General features: G+C 52.6%; 19 protein-coding genes, 1 tRNA gene and 1 pseudogene. 9 read left to right on the top strand and 12 right to left on the bottom strand.

Translation table 11 applies throughout. From position 1 onward, the window contains the following. Positions 1–31 precede the first annotated feature (31 nt). The 3 genes from B3C38_RS12515 to B3C38_RS12650 form a co-directional block, all read right to left on the bottom strand. A complete protein-coding gene (locus B3C38_RS12515) occupies positions 32–1264 on the bottom strand; it encodes an ImmA/IrrE family metallo-endopeptidase (RefSeq protein WP_117506561.1) in 1233 nt (410 codons plus the stop codon). A 371-nt stretch (positions 1265–1635) separates the two neighbouring features. Beyond that, positions 1636–1860 carry a hypothetical protein gene (locus B3C38_RS12510; RefSeq protein ID WP_117506562.1) on the bottom strand — a complete coding sequence of 75 codons (225 nt, stop codon included), beginning with the start codon at positions 1858–1860 and terminating at the stop codon, positions 1636–1638. A 231-nt stretch (positions 1861–2091) separates the two neighbouring features. Next, on the bottom strand, positions 2092–2415 hold the full coding sequence (locus B3C38_RS12650) for a helix-turn-helix domain-containing protein (protein WP_349908730.1): 324 nt from the start codon (positions 2413–2415) through the stop codon (positions 2092–2094). A gap of 744 nt (positions 2416–3159) precedes the next feature. Between B3C38_RS12650 and B3C38_RS12505 the strand changes: the two genes are divergently transcribed. Then, positions 3160–3993, top strand: a complete 834-nt coding sequence (locus B3C38_RS12505; RefSeq protein ID WP_286727291.1) for a hypothetical protein — start codon at positions 3160–3162, stop codon at positions 3991–3993. Positions 3994–4141: 148 nt separating this feature from the next. Beyond that, positions 4142–4981 carry a hypothetical protein gene (locus B3C38_RS12500; RefSeq protein WP_286727290.1) on the top strand — a complete coding sequence of 280 codons (840 nt, stop codon included), beginning with the start codon at positions 4142–4144 and terminating at the stop codon, positions 4979–4981. Positions 4982–5049: 68 nt separating this feature from the next. Here B3C38_RS12500 and B3C38_RS12495 read toward each other — a convergent pair whose 3' ends face one another. The 3 genes from B3C38_RS12495 to B3C38_RS12485 all read right to left on the bottom strand — a co-directional run bounded on the left by B3C38_RS12495 (position 5050) and on the right by B3C38_RS12485 (position 7932). Next, the gene (locus B3C38_RS12495) at positions 5050–6261 is read right to left on the bottom strand and encodes a site-specific integrase (RefSeq protein ID WP_117506566.1); all 1212 of its coding nucleotides are present in this window, start codon (positions 6259–6261) and stop codon (positions 5050–5052) included. A gap of 166 nt (positions 6262–6427) precedes the next feature. Further along, positions 6428–6500: transfer RNA gene (locus B3C38_RS12490), tRNA-Lys, on the bottom strand. A 127-nt stretch (positions 6501–6627) separates the two neighbouring features. Continuing rightward, positions 6628–7932: a glycoside hydrolase family 2 TIM barrel-domain containing protein gene (locus tag B3C38_RS12485; protein ID WP_279143657.1), complete on the bottom strand. Its 1305-nt coding sequence runs from the start codon at positions 7930–7932 to the stop codon at positions 6628–6630. 120 nt (positions 7933–8052) lie between these two features. Between B3C38_RS12485 and B3C38_RS12480 the strand changes: the two genes are divergently transcribed. Then, positions 8053–8505, top strand: a complete 453-nt coding sequence (locus B3C38_RS12480; RefSeq protein WP_055203175.1) for a type I restriction enzyme HsdR N-terminal domain-containing protein — start codon at positions 8053–8055, stop codon at positions 8503–8505. Here B3C38_RS12480 and B3C38_RS12475 read toward each other — a convergent pair. From B3C38_RS12475 to plsY, 4 genes are all read right to left on the bottom strand, one after another. Beyond that, on the bottom strand, positions 8500–9243 hold the full coding sequence (locus B3C38_RS12475) for a LytR/AlgR family response regulator transcription factor (protein WP_055211197.1): 744 nt from the start codon (positions 9241–9243) through the stop codon (positions 8500–8502). The genes B3C38_RS12480 and B3C38_RS12475 overlap by 6 nt on opposite strands. After that, positions 9236–10306, bottom strand: a complete 1071-nt coding sequence (locus tag B3C38_RS12470; RefSeq protein WP_286727288.1) for a sensor histidine kinase — start codon at positions 10304–10306, stop codon at positions 9236–9238. The genes B3C38_RS12475 and B3C38_RS12470 overlap by 8 nt, the downstream gene beginning before the upstream one ends. A 173-nt stretch (positions 10307–10479) precedes the next feature. Further along, positions 10480–12180 carry an AMP-binding protein gene (locus B3C38_RS12465; RefSeq protein WP_018695322.1) on the bottom strand — a complete coding sequence of 567 codons (1701 nt, stop codon included), beginning with the start codon at positions 12178–12180 and terminating at the stop codon, positions 10480–10482. Between the two features lie 126 nt (positions 12181–12306). Then, complete coding sequence (plsY, locus tag B3C38_RS12460; protein WP_018695323.1) at positions 12307–13011, bottom strand: glycerol-3-phosphate 1-O-acyltransferase PlsY; 705 nt, start codon at positions 13009–13011, stop codon at positions 12307–12309. Positions 13012–13152: 141 nt separating this feature from the next. Here plsY and B3C38_RS12455 point away from each other — a divergent pair, with 141 nt between their 5' ends. The 3 genes from B3C38_RS12455 to B3C38_RS12445 are packed head-to-tail and all read left to right on the top strand — an operon-like array spanning position 13153 to position 17033. Beyond that, positions 13153–14142, top strand: coding sequence for a YitT family protein (locus tag B3C38_RS12455; RefSeq protein WP_117506571.1), 990 nt, complete (start codon positions 13153–13155; stop codon positions 14140–14142). After that, complete coding sequence (gene miaB, locus B3C38_RS12450) at positions 14139–15515, top strand: tRNA (N6-isopentenyl adenosine(37)-C2)-methylthiotransferase MiaB (protein WP_390613183.1); 1377 nt, start codon at positions 14139–14141, stop codon at positions 15513–15515. Before B3C38_RS12455 ends, miaB begins: the two co-directional genes overlap by 4 nt. A 24-nt stretch (positions 15516–15539) precedes the next feature. Continuing rightward, a complete protein-coding gene (locus B3C38_RS12445) occupies positions 15540–17033 on the top strand; it encodes a DEAD/DEAH box helicase (RefSeq protein WP_286727286.1) in 1494 nt (497 codons plus the stop codon). 253 nt (positions 17034–17286) lie between these two features. Here the strand turns inward: B3C38_RS12445 and B3C38_RS12440 are convergent, their stop codons facing one another. Beyond that, positions 17287–18786, bottom strand: a complete 1500-nt coding sequence (locus B3C38_RS12440; RefSeq protein ID WP_286727285.1) for a catalase — start codon at positions 18784–18786, stop codon at positions 17287–17289. A 237-nt stretch (positions 18787–19023) separates the two neighbouring features. Here B3C38_RS12440 and B3C38_RS12435 point away from each other — a divergent pair, with 237 nt between their 5' ends. Continuing rightward, a complete protein-coding gene (locus B3C38_RS12435) occupies positions 19024–19857 on the top strand; it encodes a helix-turn-helix domain-containing protein (protein ID WP_286727284.1) in 834 nt (277 codons plus the stop codon). Positions 19858–19944: 87 nt separating this feature from the next. Next, on the top strand, positions 19945–20538 hold the full coding sequence (locus B3C38_RS12430; protein ID WP_286727283.1) for a DUF417 family protein: 594 nt from the start codon (positions 19945–19947) through the stop codon (positions 20536–20538). A 245-nt stretch (positions 20539–20783) separates the two neighbouring features. Here B3C38_RS12430 and der read toward each other — a convergent pair whose 3' ends face one another. Further along, positions 20784–22088: a ribosome biogenesis GTPase Der gene (gene der / locus B3C38_RS12425; protein ID WP_022332296.1), complete on the bottom strand. Its 1305-nt coding sequence runs from the start codon at positions 22086–22088 to the stop codon at positions 20784–20786. A gap of 477 nt (positions 22089–22565) precedes the next feature. On the opposite strand from der, the pseudogene B3C38_RS12420 reads away from it, so the two are divergent. After that, positions 22566–23002 (top strand): annotated as a pseudogene (locus tag B3C38_RS12420) (Arm DNA-binding domain-containing protein); the annotation flags it as partial. Positions 23003–23012: the final 10 nt, after the last annotated feature.

Here is a 23012-nt window from a genome sequence, read left to right as displayed (position 1 = left end):
TATGCATAACCCATTTCTATAATACCTGTCGTTAGTATTCTCCTGTAGAGGTGAATTTTATATTTCGCAAATAGTCAATAACATCAGATGCATCTTTAAGTAAATTATTGTGTTTAAGCGCAATTTTTGCCATTTGTTTTGAAACATTGAATTTATCGCCAATATATGAACATGCCTTGTATCCCAATGCAATATTACAACGCTGATTATCGAGATAAAGAGGTACTTTCGTAATATTCTCTTGTACCATAAATTGGGCAAAAGCCATTCGCAGATTCCTTAGGGGCAACAACAAATGTTCTGCAAAAATATTTGCCTGATATTCCATTATGTCATTATTCGACAATTTTTCTTTGTAAATAATATTCTGAGAACTTTCTGTCTCCTCGAAATTAGAATGTAATTTTCGATGCAACAACAAGTGTCCTATTTCGTGGGCGATTGTAAATCTGTATCTATGTTCGTCCTGTTTTAAGCGAGAATTGAATACTATGAGGTTGTTCTGAAAATCAGTTCTGCCGAATGTTCTTAAGTCTAATAGTTGATCCTCAAATAGAATCTTATATTTTGATGCTATATGTTGACATATTTTCTCAATATTTAGACAGCCATTATCATAACAATGGTTGATATCCAACTCGTTAATAAATTTCATTATCTCTTCTGGAGAGCGGTATGGGACAACGCTATTCTGTGTTTTTTGAAAAATAAGCCCTATCCGCTCAAACAATTCTAAAAAACTGTTGTAGCATATCCCAGAATCAAGAATGACAACTTGCCCCTCAGGAATATTAGGCGTTGCTAATAGTGTTTTAGCCCTAATTACACTATATGATTTGAATTTTCTATTTGCTATGGTCAACATAGAATCATCATCATTTATTCGGATTAGACCAATGTGATAATGCTCCGCTACTTGTATTGCTCCCTGTTGAAATCCATGTCTTGATATTACAATGCCTTTTTGTGCTTTTAGTTGGGATATTTTCGTGTAGAATTCTTCTACATCATCAACAGAAGTAGGACGATTACAATCTTTACATTCAATAATTGTCAGAATATTATATGAAGATGATATCTCCATTGTCGTTTCAATAGATATATCTGTAATTATGTGCTTTTTTCGAGCTTCTGAATAATATTTCTCTTTTTTCTTAATAACACTCTGTTTCCTATTGACAGGTAATTTTTCATCTTCCAATAGCCCTTTGAAGATTTGATAAATTTTGTCTTCAAATTTATTTCCTTTGGCAGTTGTATTCATAGTAGTTAAAGGTTTCCTAAAATTAGCAATATTAAATTTAATACACAATTTTATGCTGTAATATTTTGAAAATGACTAATATAATATTATTTATAATATTTTCACCATCTATTTTACATAGTCTGTGAGTGTCCATTTTCGGCAAGTAGATTCAGATGTTGGCACTTTGTTCGTGGGCGGTATATATGCAATTTTTATAATCTTGGGCTTATTGAGTGAGTGCCTACGGCACGCCATATAAAGATGAATAACACAATTAATAAGGTCTATATAAATCGAATATCCGCAAAATATGTCATACTCTCATTAAATGGGAAAAGCCCTGCATGCGTAAGCATGAGGGCTGTATATAGACTATTATTTGCTGGTTGTTATTCAAATGCAAAACCTTTGAAATCTTCCTTATCGAGTTTGTTTTGCTCTACCTGTTCTATAACTGCCTTATACTGTTCCTGCATATCGAGCACCTTTATAAAGTAAGGCAACGATGCTTTTTCGGGCAGGGTCTTACACCGTTTATTAAGTTGGTAGGTTATGCTTATTGGCTCTGTTCTCAATAAGCCTATTGCATTATACTTGGTAAGCAGTACGGACATGGCTCGTTTATCCCAGTTCGGTGGGGTTACTCCTTTTGATTGGCAGAACTCGCATAGCTCCTTATAAATCCCTGCATTGGTCTTTTTAACAGAGGAATTGATAAAACAGCCTGCTGTCAGTTCGTAGCCATTAGAAATAGGCTTTATAAGCCCTAATTGCTGACATTCTTTAATGAGAGCTGTTATCGTGTTTCTCGATAATCCGATACCCTTTGCAATTTGGGATATACTTCATTGAATGGTATCCGTATTATTAAGGCATATTGCCTTTAATAAGAGCAGAAACCCTGCAATCTTGGCGGGATAGTTCTTTTGAAAGAAACTATTATCGAGGAAGAAATAGTTGGTCTTTATTGGGGCTATATAGTACGTGTTCCGCTTTATAAATCCTCTGTCTGCATCTTCTTTAATGGTAGTCTGCACGGTCAGATAACCTGCATCCTTTAAGCGTTTAATGCTCCGTCGTATAGTTCTTTCATCCAATCCCGTCAGTAAGGATAGCTTTTCTTCTGTTACATGGGAAATATTCGTCTTGTGGTTGGAGCAATATTTAATGGTTGCTCACACGTAAATATCGACGGGTTTACTGTTTCCCGTCTGAAAGTTCACGATTGATTTGGGGATTACGGTATAATTCATCGTTAGCAATGGAATTGTGATTGTTCGTAAATATAATCTCTTTTAAGTGCAGTAGTTTTCGGAAGCAGGCTACGCCGTAATGTTCTTTGGCCTGTTTACGGTTATCGAATCACTTGCGGTCTTTGATATGGTAGTACATGGTCGGGAAGACTTTAATAGGTAGTGTATAAGTAGGTAATGTATATATAGGACACTTTTGAGCAGTTTGCATAGGACAGATTTGAGCAACTCTCTATCCCGTCATTCAAAAACCTACTATCTCTTTAATTGGAATCTTCCACATTTTCTGATTCTGAAATATATTCTTTATAGGAAATCTTCATTTCACACTCAAAAAATGTGGTAAAGGATTTCACCGCATTTTTTCTGTGTGTGAAATATCTTTTTATAAGGGAATTTCATTTCCGACACAAAAAATATGCGACTATCAACCAAAGACAAGGACAGCATATAATGCCATCCTTATCCGTCCTATAACATATTTTCTATGGAAGAAACAAGAATTACCCTTGTCTGTGACAATGATGTGCAAAGGTATAAAGCATTTAATCAAAATCCAAATTTTAACATAATATTTTACAAAAAAAATTTAATCGAAGTCTTATGGTTGCTGTTCTTGCAGGCTTTCATTATCTTTGAGTAACCGAAAACTTTACGATTATGGGCTATACGATACCTCAAAATTGGAATGATGAAGCTATGGAGTATGTCAATAAACTGACAGACAAAATCAATGTCGGTTGGGATGGCGAGGACTATTGTTTGAGCGACTGGAATTTGCGGTTTCTCTCCCGAATGAATAGAGCGGTAATAAAACCGCCGTTCACATATCAAGCATTCCTCGATAATAAAGACATTATCGCTACATTGGAAGGATACGAATTAGATGTAAAAAAATTCTGGTTCGCCCTGCTTTATATTTACGATATTACAATGGATTTTGGAATAAATGCAGCAGACGCCAGCAAGACGGATTATGATATATTGGTTGAAATTGAAGATTATCTGGAGAATCATCCACAAGCCGTTCTTTACCTGTCGGACGATAAGGAGATTCGCAAAAGCTACCGTTATGAGACCAACAGCCCTGTAATATTGCAAAATCTACGTCGATTCGTGAAGCGGGAACTTGACAAATACCAAGAAGCACCACAATTAAAGGTATGGACGCTTGATATTATGTGCAGGAATTACACGAAATCATTTGGTGCTGCTCAACAACAGGTGTTGTTGTACAAATTATTTAAGGTATTGTTCGATGTCCTCGGCATGCCCGATTTACGAGCCGAACGTGGTAGTACCGTTTCATACAGCAAACTATTACTTATTTCTCGGATTATCCATTTCTGCCGACTATCGAGAAAGGAGGTATTTTTGGTAAGTGATTCTGCGTTGAAAGGAAATATCAAACAATATGGAGATTTCGATTTCAACCAACGGCATCCCAAGACTTATGCAGGTGGTTTGAAACTCCCCAAAGAAGAGGGTGAGTAAATCGGCCTGTGTTTTACTCCCTAATAAGGGCTGAATTTCTATCGACCTTTGTGGTGTCGGGAGGGCGTTCCTCTCGATGCTCCAGCCAGAGGGCGATGGTCTGAAGCAAATAGAAGCCCCTCCGTAAAGGACGGAGTAATCCACAGCTATGAAAAAGATGAACATCACCATCGAGAACGAAGCACGCCAGTTTGCATTTGTCAAGGGCAACCGCGCGATCAACGCCAAGACGGTTAAGGCCAAAGAAAATTCCATTAAGGAGTACGGGCAGTTGTCGCCCATCATAGTAGTTAAGGGAGAGGATGTCTACCTTATGGACGGTCATCTGGTAGACCTCGATGGGAACGACATTCCCGATGACCAGACCGAAAACTACTATGCCGTGCTGGACGGTCAGCACCGATTGGTTGCCTATCTGAATTTGAAACTGAATCTGGATGACTTCGTAATTTGTGAGCCGCTGAATGTCGAAATGTCGATTGCGGCACTGATTGCAGAAATGAATATCTGCACAAAGACGTGGACGGGTACGGATTATATGGCGGCTCCTGCAATGATGCTCGGTGTCGAAAATAAAGTCTTTGAGTTTGCAATGTACCTCCGTAGCAAAGGCTGCCCGCTGGCAACCATTTCCTTATGGTGTACGGGCGCAAATTCCCTCAAACCAAAAGACCTTGTGGCCTGTGTCAAGAGTAAGGAACTGCCCAAAGCATTTGGAGAGGCAGGATGGTATGAACGAAGTGTCAAATGGTATGAGGCCGCGCAAGGCAAATTTCCAGATACGTTCTTGGCAAAAAAGTACCTGATTACCCACCTCTCCAAGAAATTCAGCAATGCGGCAGACCCTACGGCGTTTACTGTTCAGATGGTGGAGAAAATCAATCGACTGACTGCCGAACAAGCGCAAGAGATTATGAAACCCCAGACAGGAGAGGGACTGTCACGGGAACAGGCCACATATGATATGCTGGAAAAACACCTCAGATAATGAGGAGGCTACACATCATTAGGAAAAAAGAAGGTCGGTTACCATATTGGCCGCCGACCTCCAAACTCCTATAACAAGTGTTGCATTGCAGCGTCGATTTGTGAGTTCTCGAAACTGTCCAAGTAAATCTGTGTCGTGGATAGGTCTGAATGCCCCAATGATTCGGAAATGATGGCAATATTCACTCCCGACCTTTTCAGCACGGTGGCGAACGTATGCCGAGCGACATAGGTAGTCAATGGCATTTCCAATCCTATCTGCTCACCCAGCGTCTTTAACTCCCGATTGACTTTCCGCAGAACCTTGTGTGTGCGGTTGAAAATCTGTTGTGCTGTCTTGTGTTCCGTGCGGTCGAGAATAGGGAAGATATAATCTTCTTGTGCGTGGTTGGCCTTGCTGTATTTCTCGATAATCCGCATGGCGTTCGGTACGAGTTGAAAGGACAGCAATTTCTGTGTCTTGTGGCGGGAGTAGTAAATCCTGCCGTCCACAATATCGCAGTAACGCAGGGTAGCCATATCCGTAAAATTAATGCCTGCCGTGTAGTAGGAGAACAGAAAGATGTCCCGTGCAAATTCGGCATAGTTCGTCCTATAATTAGGGGCTATCTCCAATGCAACGAGTTTCTGTATATCCTCTTTCGTGATGGCTCGTTTCCTCGTCCGTGTCCATAGGCTACCGACCTTGTATTTTGCAAACGGATTTATCTTTTGGAGAAACAAACCCTCTGCAAGAGCCTTGTTATAGGCGGCCTTAAAGATGGCAAATTTCGTGGCTATGCTGTTGTTTACATTGCCCTCTTTACGCAGGAACAATTCAAAATCACGCAGGAACGCTAAATCTATTTCATCGAACCGAGTGTTCAGCGACCTAAATTCAGACAAGCGGGAGAGTAGGGAACGGTGTTTGGATGCCGAGCCGTATTTGCCGAGCGTTTCCAGCCGTTCTATGGTCTGTTTCAGATATTCTCCAACAGAACAATTCAATCGTTTGCTGTTCTGCTCAAAGAGATTTTCAAAGGTTACGGGAATATCCATAACCTCTAAACGCTGGATTTTCTTCTCGTACTCTTTTATTTTGGCTGTTATCTGAAACTGAATATTGTCCCTGTCGGGGCAGTCGTCCGTGACCTTTTGTGCTTCTGCGTCCCAATGTTTAAGCGCAACGGAAACGCCCAATCCGACTGCCTTTTTGCGTTTGCCCTGAAAGAATAAAAGGCACAATGGAGAGGTGGAATTTTTATAAATAATTTCTTTGCGGCATATAACTTTGAATGTCATTTGATTACATTGTTATATGCAGTTGGGTGTGTAGTTCTCTATGTGGAGCCTAATGTGTACTCTGCACCCTCAAACGGGCTGTTTTTGCCCTAAAAATGCCAAAGGGGAAGGAATAGTATAAACACAAAAAAGACCGATAATCATTGATTATCAGTCTTTTGCTTTGTACCCCCTCAGGGGCTCGAACCCTGGACCCCAACATTAAGAGTGTCGTGCTCTACCAACTGAGCTAAAGAGGCATCAATCGTTATCCGATTGCGAGTGCAAAATTAGTGATAATTTTTTTTATTGCAAAAAAATCCTGCAAAAAAATCGGGATTTTTTTGCAATAAAAGCTTTTCGCGTTATCGCAGAGCCACTTCGGGTTTATTGCATCTCCAGTTTGTCGCTGTTCCACTCTCCGGCGGCATCGGGATAGATGAACGGCCGCGGGTCGCCGGACTTCTTCATGTTCAGGTAACTTTCGTAGAGGTTGATGCCGTTGGCCGATTGCGTGGCCAGCGAAAAAGCGATTACCGACGGATGCCGTTTCGAGGCATGGTAGCTGTCCGCCGTACGTTCGACATATGCTCCCAGCCATTCCGGGGCGTTCGACGGATTGCCGCCGATCCGCCTCGATTCACCGCTGCTGCGGGTGTCGATCGGCGCCTGTACGATCACGTACATTCCCAGCGTGTCGCAGGTGTCATACAGCGTTGGGGACACCGACCCCGGGAGGAGTTTAAGCGTGTTGTACCCTTGTCCGCGCAATGCCGCGATCTCGTCTGCCGAGGCCTGGGCGGGAATCTCGCGCGTGCGGAGCGTGACGGGTGTGCCGTTCACCGCCAGCTGTCCGTTTTGCACCTCTACGGTGCGGAACCCCAGCGGGACTTCGATATATTCCATGTAGCGGCCTTCGTGCTGGGTTTTGACCCGCAAGGTGAAGCGTGTGGTCTTTTCCGGGTTCCAAAGCAGGCTGTCCGGAATACGTGCCAGGAACCGCAGGGTGTCCTCGCCGCGCATGTTGAGTTTGATGTCCTTGTAGCCCGTTGCCGAGGTCTTACCGGCTGGGGACAGCAATTCGTAGTGAACGCGCGACGTGCGCGGGTTGAGGGCTTCGCTCTTGACGACGAGTCCGACTTCGGCCATGACGTTGTCTCCCTCTTCGGTGCTGCGCCATGTCTTGGTGAGTATGTCGCGTACGCGCAATGTGGGCTGGCTCATGACCCATGCCGCTCCGATGGCCGGTGACGCGTCGTTTTTCCAGCTTTCGAGCCGTTCGACCTTCGACGGGGAACTGAGAATGACCTCCAGCGTGTTACGCCCCTCTTTGGCATGGCGCGTGAGGTTGAATTCAGCCGGGGCGTTGCAGTCGCTGTTGTAGGCTACCGCCTCGCCGTTTACGCGGATCTCATAGTCGGCCGATGCCCACCCGAGCCGGAACAATACCTGCCGGTTGGCCCAGGCGAACGGTACGGTGAAGTCCGTCGTGAAACTGTTCCCCTTTTGCGTCCATTCGTTCAGGCGCTTGAAATATTTGTTGTCGCTGCCGTCGGCCTCCGCAGCCTCCCGGGCGCTTGGGTAGACGAGCAGTTCACCGCGCATCGGTTCGCGGCCGTAGGTCGGAATATACTCCTGTGCCGCCAGCGTGCAGCACGAAAAAAGTGCTATGATCGAAAGAATACTCCTCATAAGGTTGTTTTTTGTGACCATTTCCTTGCGCCCGGACAAACGAGTGCCCCGTGCGGCCCGGCGTATCGAAAATGTTCGTATATTTGTGCACGTAAAGATAGTAAATTTTCCGGAACTAAGATGTCTGCGCTCCCCAAACTCAATTTTCCTGCCATCCGGCTGCGTGCCCGCCGCCGCGAGGGACAGGTCGAGGTGTGGGATGACCTGCGGGGTATTTACCTCGTGCTGACCCCCGAAGAGTGGGTGCGGCGCCACCTGATCGCTTACCTCGTTTCGCACTGCGGGGTGCTGCCCAAGCGCGTCGTGCAGGAATATGCCGTGCCGGTCAACGGGCAGCCGCAGCGGGCCGACGTGGTGGTGGTCGGCGACCGTGCCGAGCCGCTGGTGCTGGCCGAATGCAAAGCGCCGGAAATCCGGATCGGCGAGCGAACCCTGGCGCAGGCTGTGCGCTACAATTCGGTGCTGGGGGCGCGGTTCGTGATCCTGACCAACGGCCTGCGGCACTACTGCTGCGAGTACCGCGACGGCAAATACGTCCAGTTGTCGGGATTCCCCGATTTCTCGGCCCTATAAATTCTTGAAATTCGATTCGATGTAGTGCTGGAAACTCTCCTTGTAGTTTTCGCCGATGGGGACGTATTCCGTATCGCTCAGGAACACGCGGCCGCGGACATAGCCTTTGATGCAACGCAGGTTGACGATATAGGAACGGTGCACGCGCATGAACATATCCGACGGGAGTGCCGCCTCCATGTTCTTGAGCCGGAAAAGCGTGGTGATCGTCGTGCCGTCGGCAAGGTGCATCCGCACGTACTCCCCTTCGCTTTCCAGGTACACGATGTCGCTGATCTTGACCAGCGAAACCTTGTAATCCGCTTTCACGGAGATGTATTCCTTGTCTTTGGGCAGTGCCTCGGGAGTGGCCTCGGGTTCCCCCGCACGCTGGTTGTGGCGCAGTTCGTAGAGCGAATTGGCTTTCCCCGCCGAGCGGCTGAAGTCGGCAAAGCTGAAGGGTTTGAGCAGGTAATCCACGGCGTCGAGCTTGAACCCTTCGACAGCGTATTCCGAGTAGGCCGTCGTGAAAATCACCATCGGCCTGTCGACCAGCGAGCGGACGAACTCCACGCCGCTCAGGTCGGGCATGTTGATGTCGACGAATATCAGGTCTACATGCTGCGAAGCCAGTAACTGCTGGGCTTCGAGCGCGTTGTTGCACGTCGCGGTAAGTTCCAGGTACGGGATTTTCTCGATGTAGCTTTTCAGTTGGCGTAGGGCCAGCGGTTCATCGTCTATGGCGATACATTTAAGCATTGAGGGTAGGTATTACGAGTTTTACGGTATAGGTCTCTTTGGTCTCTTCGATATCGAGCGAATAATTTTTCGGGCCGTAGATCAGCGAGAGGCGTTTGCGGACGTTCTCCAGTCCGATTCCGGCGTTGTGCTTCTCCGCCTGCGGGCTGTGGAGGCTGTTGCCGATGGTGCTGACGACCTTGCCGTCGGCGTAGTCGATCCGTAGGTGGATGAACGACGGTTTGCTGTAACTCACGCCGTGCTTGAAGGCGTTTTCCACGAATACGATCAGCAACAGCGGCGGGATGGAAACCTGGGGCGGCAGGTCGTGCGGGTATTCCACGCGAATGTCCACGGCGTCGGTGTAGCGGATGCGCATCAGCCCGATGTAATTCTGTACGAACTGGATGTCCCTGTTCAGGGAGATGATCTCGCGCCCCGATTCATAGAGCACATAGCGCATCATCTTCGACAGCTCGATCACGGCATTTTTGGCATATTCGGTGTCGATGTCTATCAGGGCGTGGATGTTGTTGAGCGTGTTCATGAAGAAATGGGGGTTTATCTGGTATTTCAGATAGTCCATTTCGGCTTCCAGGTTCTGGCGTTTGAGTTCCTCCATCTGCTGTTCGTCGCGCATCGACTGGTAGATGAGCTTGATACCCGTGTTGGCCCCCGTCATGAAGAACCCCAGCACGACGTTCCAGTACATTTCCAGGTTCGAGAACGAAGCTTTCCGGTAGGCGTCGAACGCTTCGGGGTCGCCGTGGGGGAGGAAGCGGTCGGTGAGGTGTTCTTCGTATATGTTCACCAGCCAGAATACGGCGATGATGAGTGCAAGGTCGCAGAGCAGGTATGTTTTGTACTTGCGGCGCAGCATGAGCCGCGGGGCGAGGACGGAATTATGGATGATGAAGATAATGAAATAGGGGGCTATCTGCCGCCATGCGATGAGTACGTTTTCGAAACTGATGTGCAGTTCCGACATCATCTGCGAATTGAGCACCGGCACCAGGATGATGGCTGCCCACACCATTACGTAGAGCAGGTTTTCTCCGACGGTTTGTTTGCGGGTCATTTTCATGTCGTAAAGATAATAAAAAAAAGTTACCCGGTGCTCCCGGGTAGCTTTCGTAAAAAAAGCAGGTAACCGAACTATTAGTGACGCCTCATTGTTGGAATGGATTCAGTGACTATGAAGAATTTGGGATAGAGAATCCAAGTGGTTACCTGCTGAGCCTTTATGTGTATGTTTTTTTATTTGTTCAGTAGCGACGGACTGTATAAATAACGTTTGATACTCCGTTTTGGTGTCTTTTCGAACTCCGTCGGATAAATTATTATTTCCGACACCCGTTCGTATGCCGCCAGGAGCGAGTTCAGCTCCGTGAGGTTGTTCTGCATGATCTGCGGCAGGTCGTTCTTGTCCACGCCTTCCGCCTCGGCCTGTTCGTAGTCGGGGACGACCATCGCTTTGAGCTTGCCGTTGCCCGAGTCGAGTATCAGGGATTCGAGTACGAGGTACATGTTGTTGAGCTTGTCCTCGATCTCCTCGGGATAGATGTTTTGCCCGCTTCCGGAGAGGATCATCGTCTTCGAGCGTCCGCGGATGTAGAGCGTCCCGTCCGGATCCATCGTGCCCATGTCGCCCGTGTGGAGCCAGCCGTCGGGTTCGAGTACCTTCTCCGTATCTTTTTCGTTCTTGTAGTAGCCTTTCATCACATGCTCGCCGCGCACGACGATTTCGCCGGCCACGTGTTCCGGGTCGGGGGAGTCGATCCGGACGTCGAGCAGTCCTTTCAGGTAGCGGCCGCAGGAGCCCGCCTTGAATTCGTTGTCGGGTGTGAAACTGATGAGCGGCGCGCATTCGGTCATGCCGTAACCGATGGTGATCGGGAACTTGATCTTCATCAGGAACGATTCGGTCTCCTGATTCATCGGGGCGCCGCCGACGATGAATATGTCGACGTTGCCGCCGAAGGCATCCAGCAGTTTTTTCCGGATCACCGAGTAGATGGCCGTGTTGAGCAGCGGAATCTTGACGGCGATCGACATCGGGCCTTTTTCGAGCATCGGCATCACCTGCTTGCGGTAGACCTTTTCGAGGATCATCGGTACGCAGCAGATGATCGTCGGCTTGACCACGGACATGGCTTCCAGCAGGATCTTGGGCGACGGGATTTTACCCAGCAGGGTGATGTGCCCGCCGACGGCCAGCGGCGAGAGGAAGTCGAAGGCGCAGCCGTAGGCGTGGGCCAGCGGCAGGAACGACAGCGTGCGTCCGCCCTTGCGGAAATAGTGGGTGCCGGTCTGCGTGTTGACCATGCCGCGGGCGAAACTTACGTTGCCCGTGAGGTTGTTCACCGTGAGCATCACTCCCTTCGAATAGCCCGTGGTGCCCGACGTGTAGTTGAGCAGGATGACCTCGTCGTTGGGGATCTCGGGGTACTTGATGTCGTTTACGCTGAACCCGCGCGGATATTTCGAACGGTAGTTTTTCAGGATATCGCGCTGGAACTTGGTGAGTGCCTTGCCGTTGCGTTCGTAGATGGCGTGGAAATCGGTGAGCGAAAACACGGCCTCGATCTGGCGTATCTGGTCTTCTTCGATGATGTCCCAGAAGTTGTCGCCCAGAAAGAGCAGCTTGCTCTCCGAGTGGTTGATGATGTGGATGATGTCGGCCGGAGCGAAATCCTGCAATATCGGGACGATTACGGCGCCGTAGGAGATCGTGGCGATGTAGGTGATGCACCACCGAGGATTGTTGCGCCCGATCAGCGCTATCTTGTCGCCCTTCTTTACGCCGGCCTTTTTGAACAGGAGGTGCAGCTTGGCGATCTCCTTGGCCATCTCGTAATACGAGAAGGTTTCGCCCTTGAAATAGTCGGTCAGTGCTGGCATTTCACGGTTCTCGCGGAAACTCGTCTCGTATATTTTTATCAGGTTTTCCTCTAACATGATTGCGTCCTAATGTCCGGTGCAAAGATAGACAAAAAAACGATTTTCCAGCAGGGTGCCCGCATTTTTTATCCTATTGTGCTTACTTTTTGCTCCAAAAAGTCCTGTGGGGAAGCTTCCGGAGCCTTATTTGTTTGCTCCCTTGTCCTTGGCTTCTTCCGGGTCGACTTTTACATGCCGGGGTTTCCAGATGTATATCTTCGATTCGGTGCCGGCCTTCAGCCGCTCGATGTTCTTGCGGTGGGTGTAAATCAGCAGGATGGCGATGATGAACGAAAAAACCACGAACGGCACCAGGTGGTTGACCTTCGGCGATATGAGCGTAAAGATCGGAAAGGAACAGCCTGCGACCATCGAGGCCAACGACACGTAGTGGGTGACCATCAGCACCAGGAACCATACGCCGAAGCAGAGCAGTACGAGCGGGGCGTTGACGCCCATGATGGCCCCGACGAGCGTCGCTACGCCCTTGCCGCCCCGGAAATTGGCGAAGATCGGGAAGATGTGTCCCACCACGGCGGCGAACACGGCGATGAAACGCAGGATGTAGAACCAGTTTTCATTGGCCCCGTCGGCGAATACGCTGTCGTATTTCATCAGGTCGATGATCGTCACTGCCACGAAACCCTTCAGGAAATCGAGTCCGAATACGGGCAGTGCGGCCCGCCTGCCCAGCACGCGCAGCATGTTGGTCGTGCCGGCGTTCTTGCTGCCGTATTCGCGGATGTCGATGCCGTAATATTTCTTGCCGATCCACACGGCGCTCGGAATCGAGCCCAGCAGATAGGCGATGATAATCATGGTGGTAGCGGTGTAATATGTGAGGATCATAACGGTTTTCCAAGGGTTTGTGTAATGCAAATATAATTAAAAAATCCGGAAACGGAAGCCCTGCGTGAAAAATCCGCGCCGTTCTGCTGGCGGATTCGGGGGAATATCGTATCTTTGCATACTTTAAATGTATAACAGGGTATGAATACGAAAGCATTACTGGAACCTATGGGCTCGTGGGCGTGGTGGCGCTCGTGGTTCCTGATCTTTTTCGGGTGTTCGGTCATGGGTGCCGGCTTCGTGCTGTTTGTGAACCCTTACAATTTCGTGCCGGGAGGCGTGTACGGTATGGGTATCGTGCTGCACAACATTTTTCCGTCGATCCAGGTGGGTACGTTCGGCTATATGTTCGACGTGCCGCTGATGCTCGTTGCGATGCTGGTTTTCGGCGGGCAGTTCGGAACGCGTACGGTGCTGGCCGCGCTCTATACGCCCGGCTTTATGAACGTGCTCACGCGGCTGGTCTATCCCGACGCCGCGGCGGTCGAGAGCCTCGACCCGTCGCTGTTGCTGGGCGGGCGGCTCGACCTGTCGAACGACTTGCTGCTGACGTGCGTCATCGGCGCCGTCGTCATCGGCGTGGGGCAGGGCATCGTCGTGCGCCAGCAGGCGACCACGGGCGGCACCGACATCGTGGCGATGCTGTTGCAGAAATTCGCGGGCATCAAATTCTCGTCGGGCATCTTCCTGGCCGACGGTTTCGTCGTGCTGTCCGGCCTGGCCGTCATCGGCTTCGGGCTGGGGACGGGCGAAGCCGCTTCGAACGGCTGGATGCTGACGCTCTATTCGCTCATCACGATTTATATCACCTCGCGTGTGATCGCCTACCTGCTCAACGGTGCGTCGTACGACAAGCTGCTCTTCATCATCAGCGACCACCATCAGGCGCTCAAACGCTTCATCATCGAAGACCTCGACCGCAGTGCGACCTACATCAAGTCGAAGGGGATGTATACGGACGCTTCGCGGGACATGATCTTCCTGGTCGTGAGCCGCAAGGAGGTGCACCTCGTGCAACATAAGATCAAAGAGATCGACCCGGCGGCGTTCGTAGTCGTGACCGATGCCTACGAGACGTTCGGCGAAGGGTTCAAACAGTTCCCCGACAAGAACGAGATACATGCGGAATAACGGAAATTTGGAACGTGGAATTTAAACTCAATACGAATACATTGCGCCCCCTGTCGGGCGCCGGACGCAAACTTTTCGTCGAAACCTACGGCTGCCAGATGAATGTCGGCGACACGGAAGTCGTGGTTGCCCTGATGCAGCGGGAGGGATACGTCTACACCGAGGATATCGGCCTGGCCGATGTCATCCTGATCAACACCTGCTCGATCCGCGACAATGCCGAGCAGCGTATCTGGGGGCGTCTGGCCGAGATGAAACGCTACCGCCGGGCCAAACCGGGGCTCGTCGTGGGCATCATCGGCTGCATGGCCGAACGCCTCAAGGAGAAATTGGTCGAGGGCCCTTACGGCGTCGACGTCGTGGCCGGGCCGGATGCCTACCGCGACCTGCCGCGCCTGGTGCGCGAGGCCGAGGCGGGCGGCAAGGGGGTGAACGTCCTGCTCTCCACGGAGGAGACCTATGCCGAGATCGCCCCCGTGCGGCTCGACCGCAACGGCGTGAGCGCCTATGTGGCCATCATGCGCGGATGCAATAATTTCTGTTCCTACTGTGTGGTGCCCTACACCCGCGGCCGCGAACGGAGCCGCGACCCGCAAACGATCGTTGCGGAGGCCCGCTCGCTCTTCGGGAACGGATACCGCGAAGTGACGCTGCTGGGGCAGAACGTCAATTCGTACAAGGCCGGCGAGGTGGACTTTCCCGAACTGATGCGCCTCGTGGCGTCGATCTCGCCCCTGCTGCGCGTGCGCTTCGCCACGTCGCACCCCAAGGACATGAGCGACCGCCTGCTGGAGGTCATGGCCTCGATGCCCAATATCTGCCGTGCCATCCACCTGCCTGCGCAGTCGGGTGCCACGTCGATGCTCGAACGTATGAACCGCAAATACACCCGCGAATGGTATCTCGGCCGCGTCGCCGCCATCCGCCGTTACCTGCCCGATTGCGCCGTCACGACCGACCTGATCGCCGGCTTCTCGGGCGAGACCGAGAAGGAGCACGAAGCGACGCTTTCGCTCATGCGCGAGGTGGGGTACGAGTTCGCCTACATGTTCAAATACTCGGAGCGTCCCGGGACTTTCGCGCACGAGCATCTGCCGGACGACGTGCCCGACGAGGTGAAGTCGCGGCGGCTTTCGGAGATCATCGCCCTGCAAAACGAACTGGGGCATGCGAGCAACCTGCGCGACGTGGGGCGCGAGTTCGAAGTGCTGGTCGAGGGGCGCTCGAAGCGCGACGAAAAGCAGCTCTCGGGCCGGACGTCGCAGAACAAGGTCGTGGTCTTCGACCGCGGCCGGCACGACGTCGGCGACTATGTGCGCGTGCGCATTACGGGGTGCACCCCGGCGACGCTGTTCGGAGAAGAAATCATTTAAGGATATAATAAACTGAAACGTAAGATGCGATTTGACGAACTCGATTTGGAGGATGAGATCCTCGACGGACTCGACGATATGAATTTCCAGGAGATGACTCCTGTTCAGGAACACACCATCCCGGTGATCCTGGAGGGCCGCGACATCATCGGTTGCGCCCAGACCGGAACCGGCAAGACGGCGGCCTACACGCTGCCACTGCTCAACAGGCTGTTGATCGAAGGCAACGAAGACAATGTGATAAAGTCGGTGATCATCGTGCCGACGCGCGAGCTGGCGCAGCAGATCGACCAGCAGTTCCAGGGATTTTCGTACTACCTGCCCGTGTCGACCACGGTCGTATACGGTGGTGGCGACGGCAAGGGCTGGGATGTGCAGAAGCGCGGTATGCTGATGGGTTCGGACGTGGTGATCGCTACCCCCGGGCGCATGATCTCGCACATCCAGAACAGCGGCATCGACCTTTCGCACGTCGAATGCCTGATCCTCGACGAGGCCGACCGTATGCTCGACATGGGTTTCAGCGAGGACATCATGAAGATCGTCTCCTATATGCCCAAGGATCGGCAGACGATCATGTTCTCGGCGACGCTGCCCCCGAAGATACGCGAGATGGCCAGGACGATCCTGCGCAATCCCGCCGAGGTGAACATCGCCATTTCGAAACCCAACGAGGCGATCGACCAGTCGGCCTATGTCTGCTACGAGAACCAGAAGCTGGGCATCATCCGCGAGATGTTTGCCGAGCCGACCGATTCGAAGACGATCATCTTCTCGTCGTCGAAGCTCAAGGTCAAGGAGCTGGCGCACACGCTCAAGCGCATGAAACTCAATGTGGCCGCCATGCACTCCGACCTGGAACAGGCGCAGCGCGAGGAGGTGATGCTCGACTTCAAGAACAACAAGGTGTCGATCCTGGTGGCTACGGACATCGTGGCACGCGGCATCGACATCGAGGATATCGGGCTGGTCATCAATTACGACGTGCCGCACGACCCTGAGGATTACATCCACCGTATCGGCCGTACGGCGCGCGCCGCGGCTACGGGCAGCGCCGTGACGTTCGTCAGCGAGGACGAGCAGGGCAAGTTCCACGCGATCGAGAAGTTCATCGAGAAAGATATCCGCAAGGCCGAATTGCCGGCCAGCGTGGGCGCGGGCCCCGTATACAATCCCGCCGTCAATAACGGCCGTGGGCGCGGTGGCCGTGGCGGAGGCCGTGGCCGCGGCGGTTCGAACGGCGGAAGCCGTGGGCGCGGACGCGCAGACAAGGGCGAACGCGCAGGGCGCGAACGCCGCAACGACCGGGAACGGGGTACGGCGGCTGCCGAAAATCCCGGGATCGCAGTCCCTCAGGCGGCACCTGCCGATAACGACCACGCCTCCGGGCGCGGCGAAGGCAATCGTGGGACGCGTGACCGCAAACATCGCCATCGCGGGGGCAGGAACCGTCGCCGCGGCGATAAGCCTCAGGGCGGCGAAACCCCGCAGCCGGACGGTAGCGTGCCCCGGGAGTAGTCCGTGCGGGATACACAGGGAAAGACGGCATGCTGGTTGCCGGGCTGAAGGTTTCCGTAATCGGCAGCAGCCGTAAATACCCCTGCATGGGTAAAATGCAAGGCCGGGCTTTCTGAAAGCCCGGCCTTGCCGTTATTGTCCGGCAGTTTTTCCTCCTGCCGTTTTCAGGCATCGGCTTGCCGTGGCCGGCGGTGGGGTGCGAATCGGTTTGCCGGAGCGGGCTGCGCGGATTGCCTGCGCGGAATTCCGCCGATCATTTACGCGGATCCCACGAAGGATGCGCCGGGTCTTCGGCCCTGAGGGCCTCTTCGAGCGAGATGCCCAGCGCCTCGGCCACTCCCTTGCCGTATGCCGGGTCGGCATAGTAGCAGTGGCGCGTGTGGCGCTGCTTGATGAACAGCTCGGCATCGCCCATGGCGCGCGCCGTATTCTCGCAGGTGGCTTTCCGGTCTTCTGCCGACATCACGCGCCACAGCAGGCCGGGCTGCGTGAAATAGTCGCTGTCCAGTTCGCGCTCGTCGTAGTTGTAAACGTCGCCGTTCACGGCCAGGGGCGGCTCTTTGAGGGCGGGGGTGTCCTGCCATTCGCCGTAGCTGTTGGGTTCGTAACCCTTTGCCGATCCGTAGTTGCCGTCGGTGCGCATCTGCCCGTCGCGGTGGAAGGCGTGGATCGGGCAGCGGGGCCTGTTCACGGGGATTTCCGTGTGGTTCACGCCCAGGCGGTAGCGCTGTGCGTCGCCGTAGGAGAACAGGCGCCCCTGCAACATCTTGTCGGGCGAGAAGCCGATGCCTTCGACGATGTTCATCGGGTTGAACGCCGCCTGCTCGACATCGGCATAGTAATTCTCGGGGTTGCGGTTCAATTCCAGTACGCCCACCTCGTGCAGCGGGAAATCTTTGTGGTACCACACCTTTGTCAGGTCGAACGGGTTGAGCTTGTAGTTGCGCGCCTCTTCCTCGGTCATCAGTTGCACGTACATCGTCCAGCGCGGGAAATCGCCGCGTTCGATGGATTCGTAGAGATCCCTCTGGTGCGACTCGCGGTCTTTGCCCACAAGGGCTTCGGCCTCGGCGTCCGTCAGGTTCCTGATCCCCTGCTGGGTCGTGAGGTGGAACTTCACCCACGTGCGCTTGTTGTCCTTGTCATAGAAACTGTATGTGTGGCTTCCGAATCCGTGCATGTGGCGGTACGATGCCGGAATGCCCCGCGGTGACATGGTGATCGTCACCTGGTGCAGCGCTTCGGGCAGCAGCGTCCAGAAATCCCAGTTGTTGTTGGCCGAACGCAGGTTGGTGCGCGGGTCGCGCTTCACGGCATGGTTCAGGTCGGGGAATTTCAGCGGGTCGCGCAGGAAGAACACGGGGGTGTTGTTGCCCACGAGATCCCAGTTGCCCGCATCGGTGTAGAACTTCATGGCGAAGCCGCGGATGTCGCGCTCGGCATCGGCAGCGCCGCGCTCGCCGGCGACGGTCGAGAAGCGCACGAAGCATTCGGTTTTCTTGCCGACCCGGGCGAAGATCGACGCACGCGTATATTGGGTGATGTCCTGCGTCACCGTGAAGGTGCCGAATGCGCCCGAGCCTTTGGCGTGCATGCGCCGCTCGGGGATTACTTCGCGGTCGAAATGCGCGAGTTTCTCGAGGAACCACGGGTCTTGCAGCGTCACGGGGCCGCGGACGCCTGCGGTCTGGATGTTCTGGTTGTCGGCGATCGGCCGGCCGTTCTCTGCGGTAAGCTGTTTCTTTTTGTCCATGGGGTTTTCTGATTATGCGGTTTGGAATTTTTTATAAATATAAGTTATGTTTGACGGATTTGCAAATCGGTAATTCTGATGATGGTATAACCTGAAGTTATACAGGTCGAAAACCGTGCCCGACTGCCTCCGAAGGCGGATGCGATTTTTCGGCCCGAAATGCGGGTATTTTTATTTTTGTGCATTATCTTTGAGATACCGCTTGCGATTGTTTCCCCGAACCTAAACCTTCGAACCATGGATCTGACGTTCAGCACGCCCCTGAAAGGCAACCTCGTCCTGTGCAGCGACTACCGCGCTGCCGCACTGCATCGCAGCCCCGGGCTCTATAAATTCGTCTGGGTAAGGCGCGGATGCCTTCGGCTCGAAGTCGACCATATTCCCATGGAGCTCCGGGCTGGGATGCTGCTGCCCCTGACGCCGCTCCATACCCTCGACGTGACGCGCGCCGAGGGTGAATACCTGATCCTTGCTTTCGACAGCAATTTCTACTGCATCTTCGGTCATGACGGCGAGGTGTCGTGCAGCGGGCTGCTTTTCAACGGCAGTTCCGAAGTGTTGCGGCTCGAACTCTCCGAAATGCGCACGGCCGCCCTGCAACGGGTGGTGGACGATCTGCGGGCCGAATACGGGGTGGTCGACGGCCTGCGCGAAGAGATGCTCCGCATGCAGCTCAAGCGGTTCATTATTATATGTACGCGCATCGCGCGCGAGCATTTCTCCGTCGGTGCCGACCGTGAAAAACTCTTCGACACGGTGCGCCGCTACTATGTGCTGGTCGACGAGCATTTTCGGACGAAGAAACGGGTGCAGGACTATGCCGGGCTGCTCCACCGGTCGCCCAAGACGCTCGCAAACCTTTTCGCCTCGTGCGGACAGCCCTCGCCGCTGAACATTATCCACGATCGGGTCAATGCCGAGGCGCGCCGCCTGCTGCTCTATACTACGAAAAGCGCCAAGGAGATTGCCTATCTGCTGGGCTATGAGGATACCGCGGCTTTCAGCCGTTTCTTCGCCAAAATGAACGGCGAGAGCATCACCGGGTTCCGGCAGCGCGAAAAACGGGAATAATTTCCAACATTTCCGGCATTCCTGCCATCGTATGTCCGATCCGGAATCCAGACCTTTGCATCATCGGACAATTAACGAAAAACGAATATGATGCAAAGACTTTCCTGCCTGTTTTACGGCTTTCTGAAAATTGCGGCCAACGCGCAACGGCTCGGCCTGGGGATGATCCGGGTGGCTATCCTTATTATTTTTGTCTGGATCGGCGGACTTAAATTCCGGAATTACGAAGCCGAAGGCATCGTGCCCTTCGTGGCGAACAGTCCCTTCATGAGTTTCTTCTACAACGAAAAAGCACCCGAGTACAGGGATTATAAACTCAAGGAGGGCGAATACGACGCTGCAAAGCATGCGTGGCATGAAAAGAATAACACCTATGGTTTTTCCCACGGGTTGGGGTTGCTGATCATGGGAATCGGCATCCTGACCTTCCTGGGGTTTTTCTCGGCCCGCATCGGCCTGGCCGGGGAGGTGCTGGCAGTGATTATGACGCTCGGCACGCTGTCGTTTTTGGTGACTACGCCCGAAGTCTGGGTGCCGGATCTGGGCAGCGGGGAATACGGGTTCCCGTTGCTCTCGGGCGCCGGGCGGCTGGTGATAAAGGATACTGCGATCCTTGCCGGTGCCGTGGTGCTGCTCTCCGATACGGCGCGTAAGCTATTGGCGCGACGGCGGGAGGCGTAACGGAGTTTAAAAAGGGACGACACTGCATGTCGTCCCTTTTTGTTTTGTGCGAATGACAGGGTCGAGGCCGGATTTCTCCGGTGACGAGACCGGGCGATGCCGCAGCCCATCCTTATTTCTGCCGGAAGTAGATTTGCATCGGCATCCCGGTTTGTAAAAGTCCCCCTTTGCCAAAGGGGGATTTAGGGGGAATGTCGAGGCCGGATTTCTCCGGTGACGAGACCGGGCGATGCCGCAACCCATCCTTATTTCTGCCGGAAATAGATCTGCATCGGTACACCGGAGAAATCCCAGTGGTCGCGGATGTTGTTTTCGAGGAAGCGGCGGTAAGGCTCCTTGATGTACTGCGGCAGGTTGACGAAGAACGCAAACTGCGGCGTCGGCGTCGGCAACTGGGTTACATATTTGATCTTGATGTATTTGCCTTTGGTCGCGGGGGGCGGGTAATTTTCGATCAGCGGCAGCAGGAAATCGTTGAGCGCCGAGGTCGAGATGCGGCGTTTGCGCGACTCGTAGACCCGGATAGCCGTCTGGAGTACGTCGAAAATGCGTTGTTTGCTCAGAACCGAGGTGAAGATGATCGGAATATCGTTGAACGGTGCGAGTTTCTTCTTCAGGAACTCCGTCCACTCCTTCATCGTATTGTTGTCCTTCTCGACCAGATCCCATTTGTTGACCACGATCACGCAACCCTTGCGGTTGCGGACGATCAGGTTATGGATGTTGAGATCTTGCGATTCGAGCCCCTGCTGTGCGTCGAGCATCAGGATGCAGACGTCGGAATTTTCGATGGCGCGGATCGAACGCATCACCGAGTAAAATTCGAGGTCTTCCATCGCCTTGCCTTTCTTGCGCATGCCCGCCGTGTCCACGAGGTAGAAGTCCATCCCGAATTTATTGTAGCGGGTGTGGATCGAGTCGCGTGTGGTGCCGGCGATCGAGGTCACGATATTGCGTTCTTCGCCCAGCAGGGCGTTGGTCATCGACGATTTGCCGACGTTGGGACGGCCCACGATGGTGATGTGCGGCAGGTTCTCCTCCTCTTCGACCACGGCCTCGGCGGGCAGCGCCGCGAGGATGGCATCCATCAGGTCGCCCGTCCCGCTGCCGCTCATCGAACTGATGCAGTAGGGGTCGCCCAGCCCCAGGGCGTAGAACTCGTGCGAAGAGTATATCTGGTCGTTGTTGTCGACCTTGTTGCAAACGAGGATCACCTTTTTCGACGTGCGGCGCAGGAGGTCGGCCATCAGCATGTCGAGGTCGGTGATGCCGGTCTTGACTTCGACCAGGAAGAGGATCACGTCGGCTTCGTCGATCGCCAGCAATACCTGGCGGCGGATTTCGTCCTCGAAGATATCTTCCGAATTGACGGTGTAGCCGCCCGTGTCTATCACGGAAAATTCCCGGCCGTTCCAGTCGGTCTTACCGTAATGGCGGTCGCGGGTGGTTCCGGCCGTGGCATCGACGATGGCCTTTCGCTGGCCTACCAGACGGTTGAAGAGGGTGCTTTTGCCGACATTCGGACGGCCCACGATTGCTACGAGACTCATACTTTATTTCTTTTTCCGCTGCAAAGATAAGAATAAAAAATGAGAGATTGAGCAGATGAGCGCAGGAAGGTTGTAAATAAGGGGTTTAGAGGAAAACGTATTGCAAAGGCAAAGCCAGGCGAAACCGCCAAAAAGCCAAATGAAACCGGAGTTACGTTACTATCCCGTTACTCTTTTCAAAACGGCGGCGGAGATTTTGGGAGGCTTTCAAAACGCTGAATTACAAGCCTGATTCGGAGGATTGCGACTGCAAATGTAGCAGGATTTTCGGATTATGGGCAGCACACCTCGAAAAAAGTCGGTTTCCGAATGCTATTACACTGATTCGCTGTGTCTTTGCGTATCGATAAACAGCTCTGCAAGAAATATTTTTGCCGCCAAAGAAACGGCGGCGACCTCCTCCTTGCAGGGCATAGTATGCAAGCATATTCTGCTCCATCTGTGATCGGAGGTTGAACCCTAAAAAATTGTAGAGTTATGAGATCGACATTTAAAGTTTTATTCTATCTGAAACGCAACGCCACGAAAAAGAACGGGCTTGCTTCGGTGATGTGCCGGATTACGGTAAACGGTAAAATCGCACAGTGCAGTTGCAAGCTGGACGTGGAGGAGAAATCATGGAGCGTGGAGTTCGGCCGCGGGCCGGTCGCAGCGTGGTGGCGCAGGAGGACAACCGGATGCTGGATAAAATCCGTGTGGGTATCAATCAGGCCTACCGGAAGATCGCCGACCGGGATAACTATGTAACCGCCGAGAAAGTGCGTAACGCCTATCTGGGATTGGGTATGAACCATGAAACGCTGCTGGCGGTATTCCGGTAGCATAACGAAGATTACGAAAAGCAGGTGGGCAAGCTCAAAAGCCTGCGCAGCTATTGGAAATACTGCACCGTGTATAACCACCTCACGGAGTTTGCCGGAAATC

The organism is Alistipes sp. UBA1686 (assembly GCF_002320215.1).
Taxonomy (GTDB): Bacteria; Bacteroidota; Bacteroidia; order Bacteroidales; family Rikenellaceae; genus Alistipes; species Alistipes onderdonkii.
This window is presented reverse-complemented; position numbering and strand designations above follow the sequence as displayed.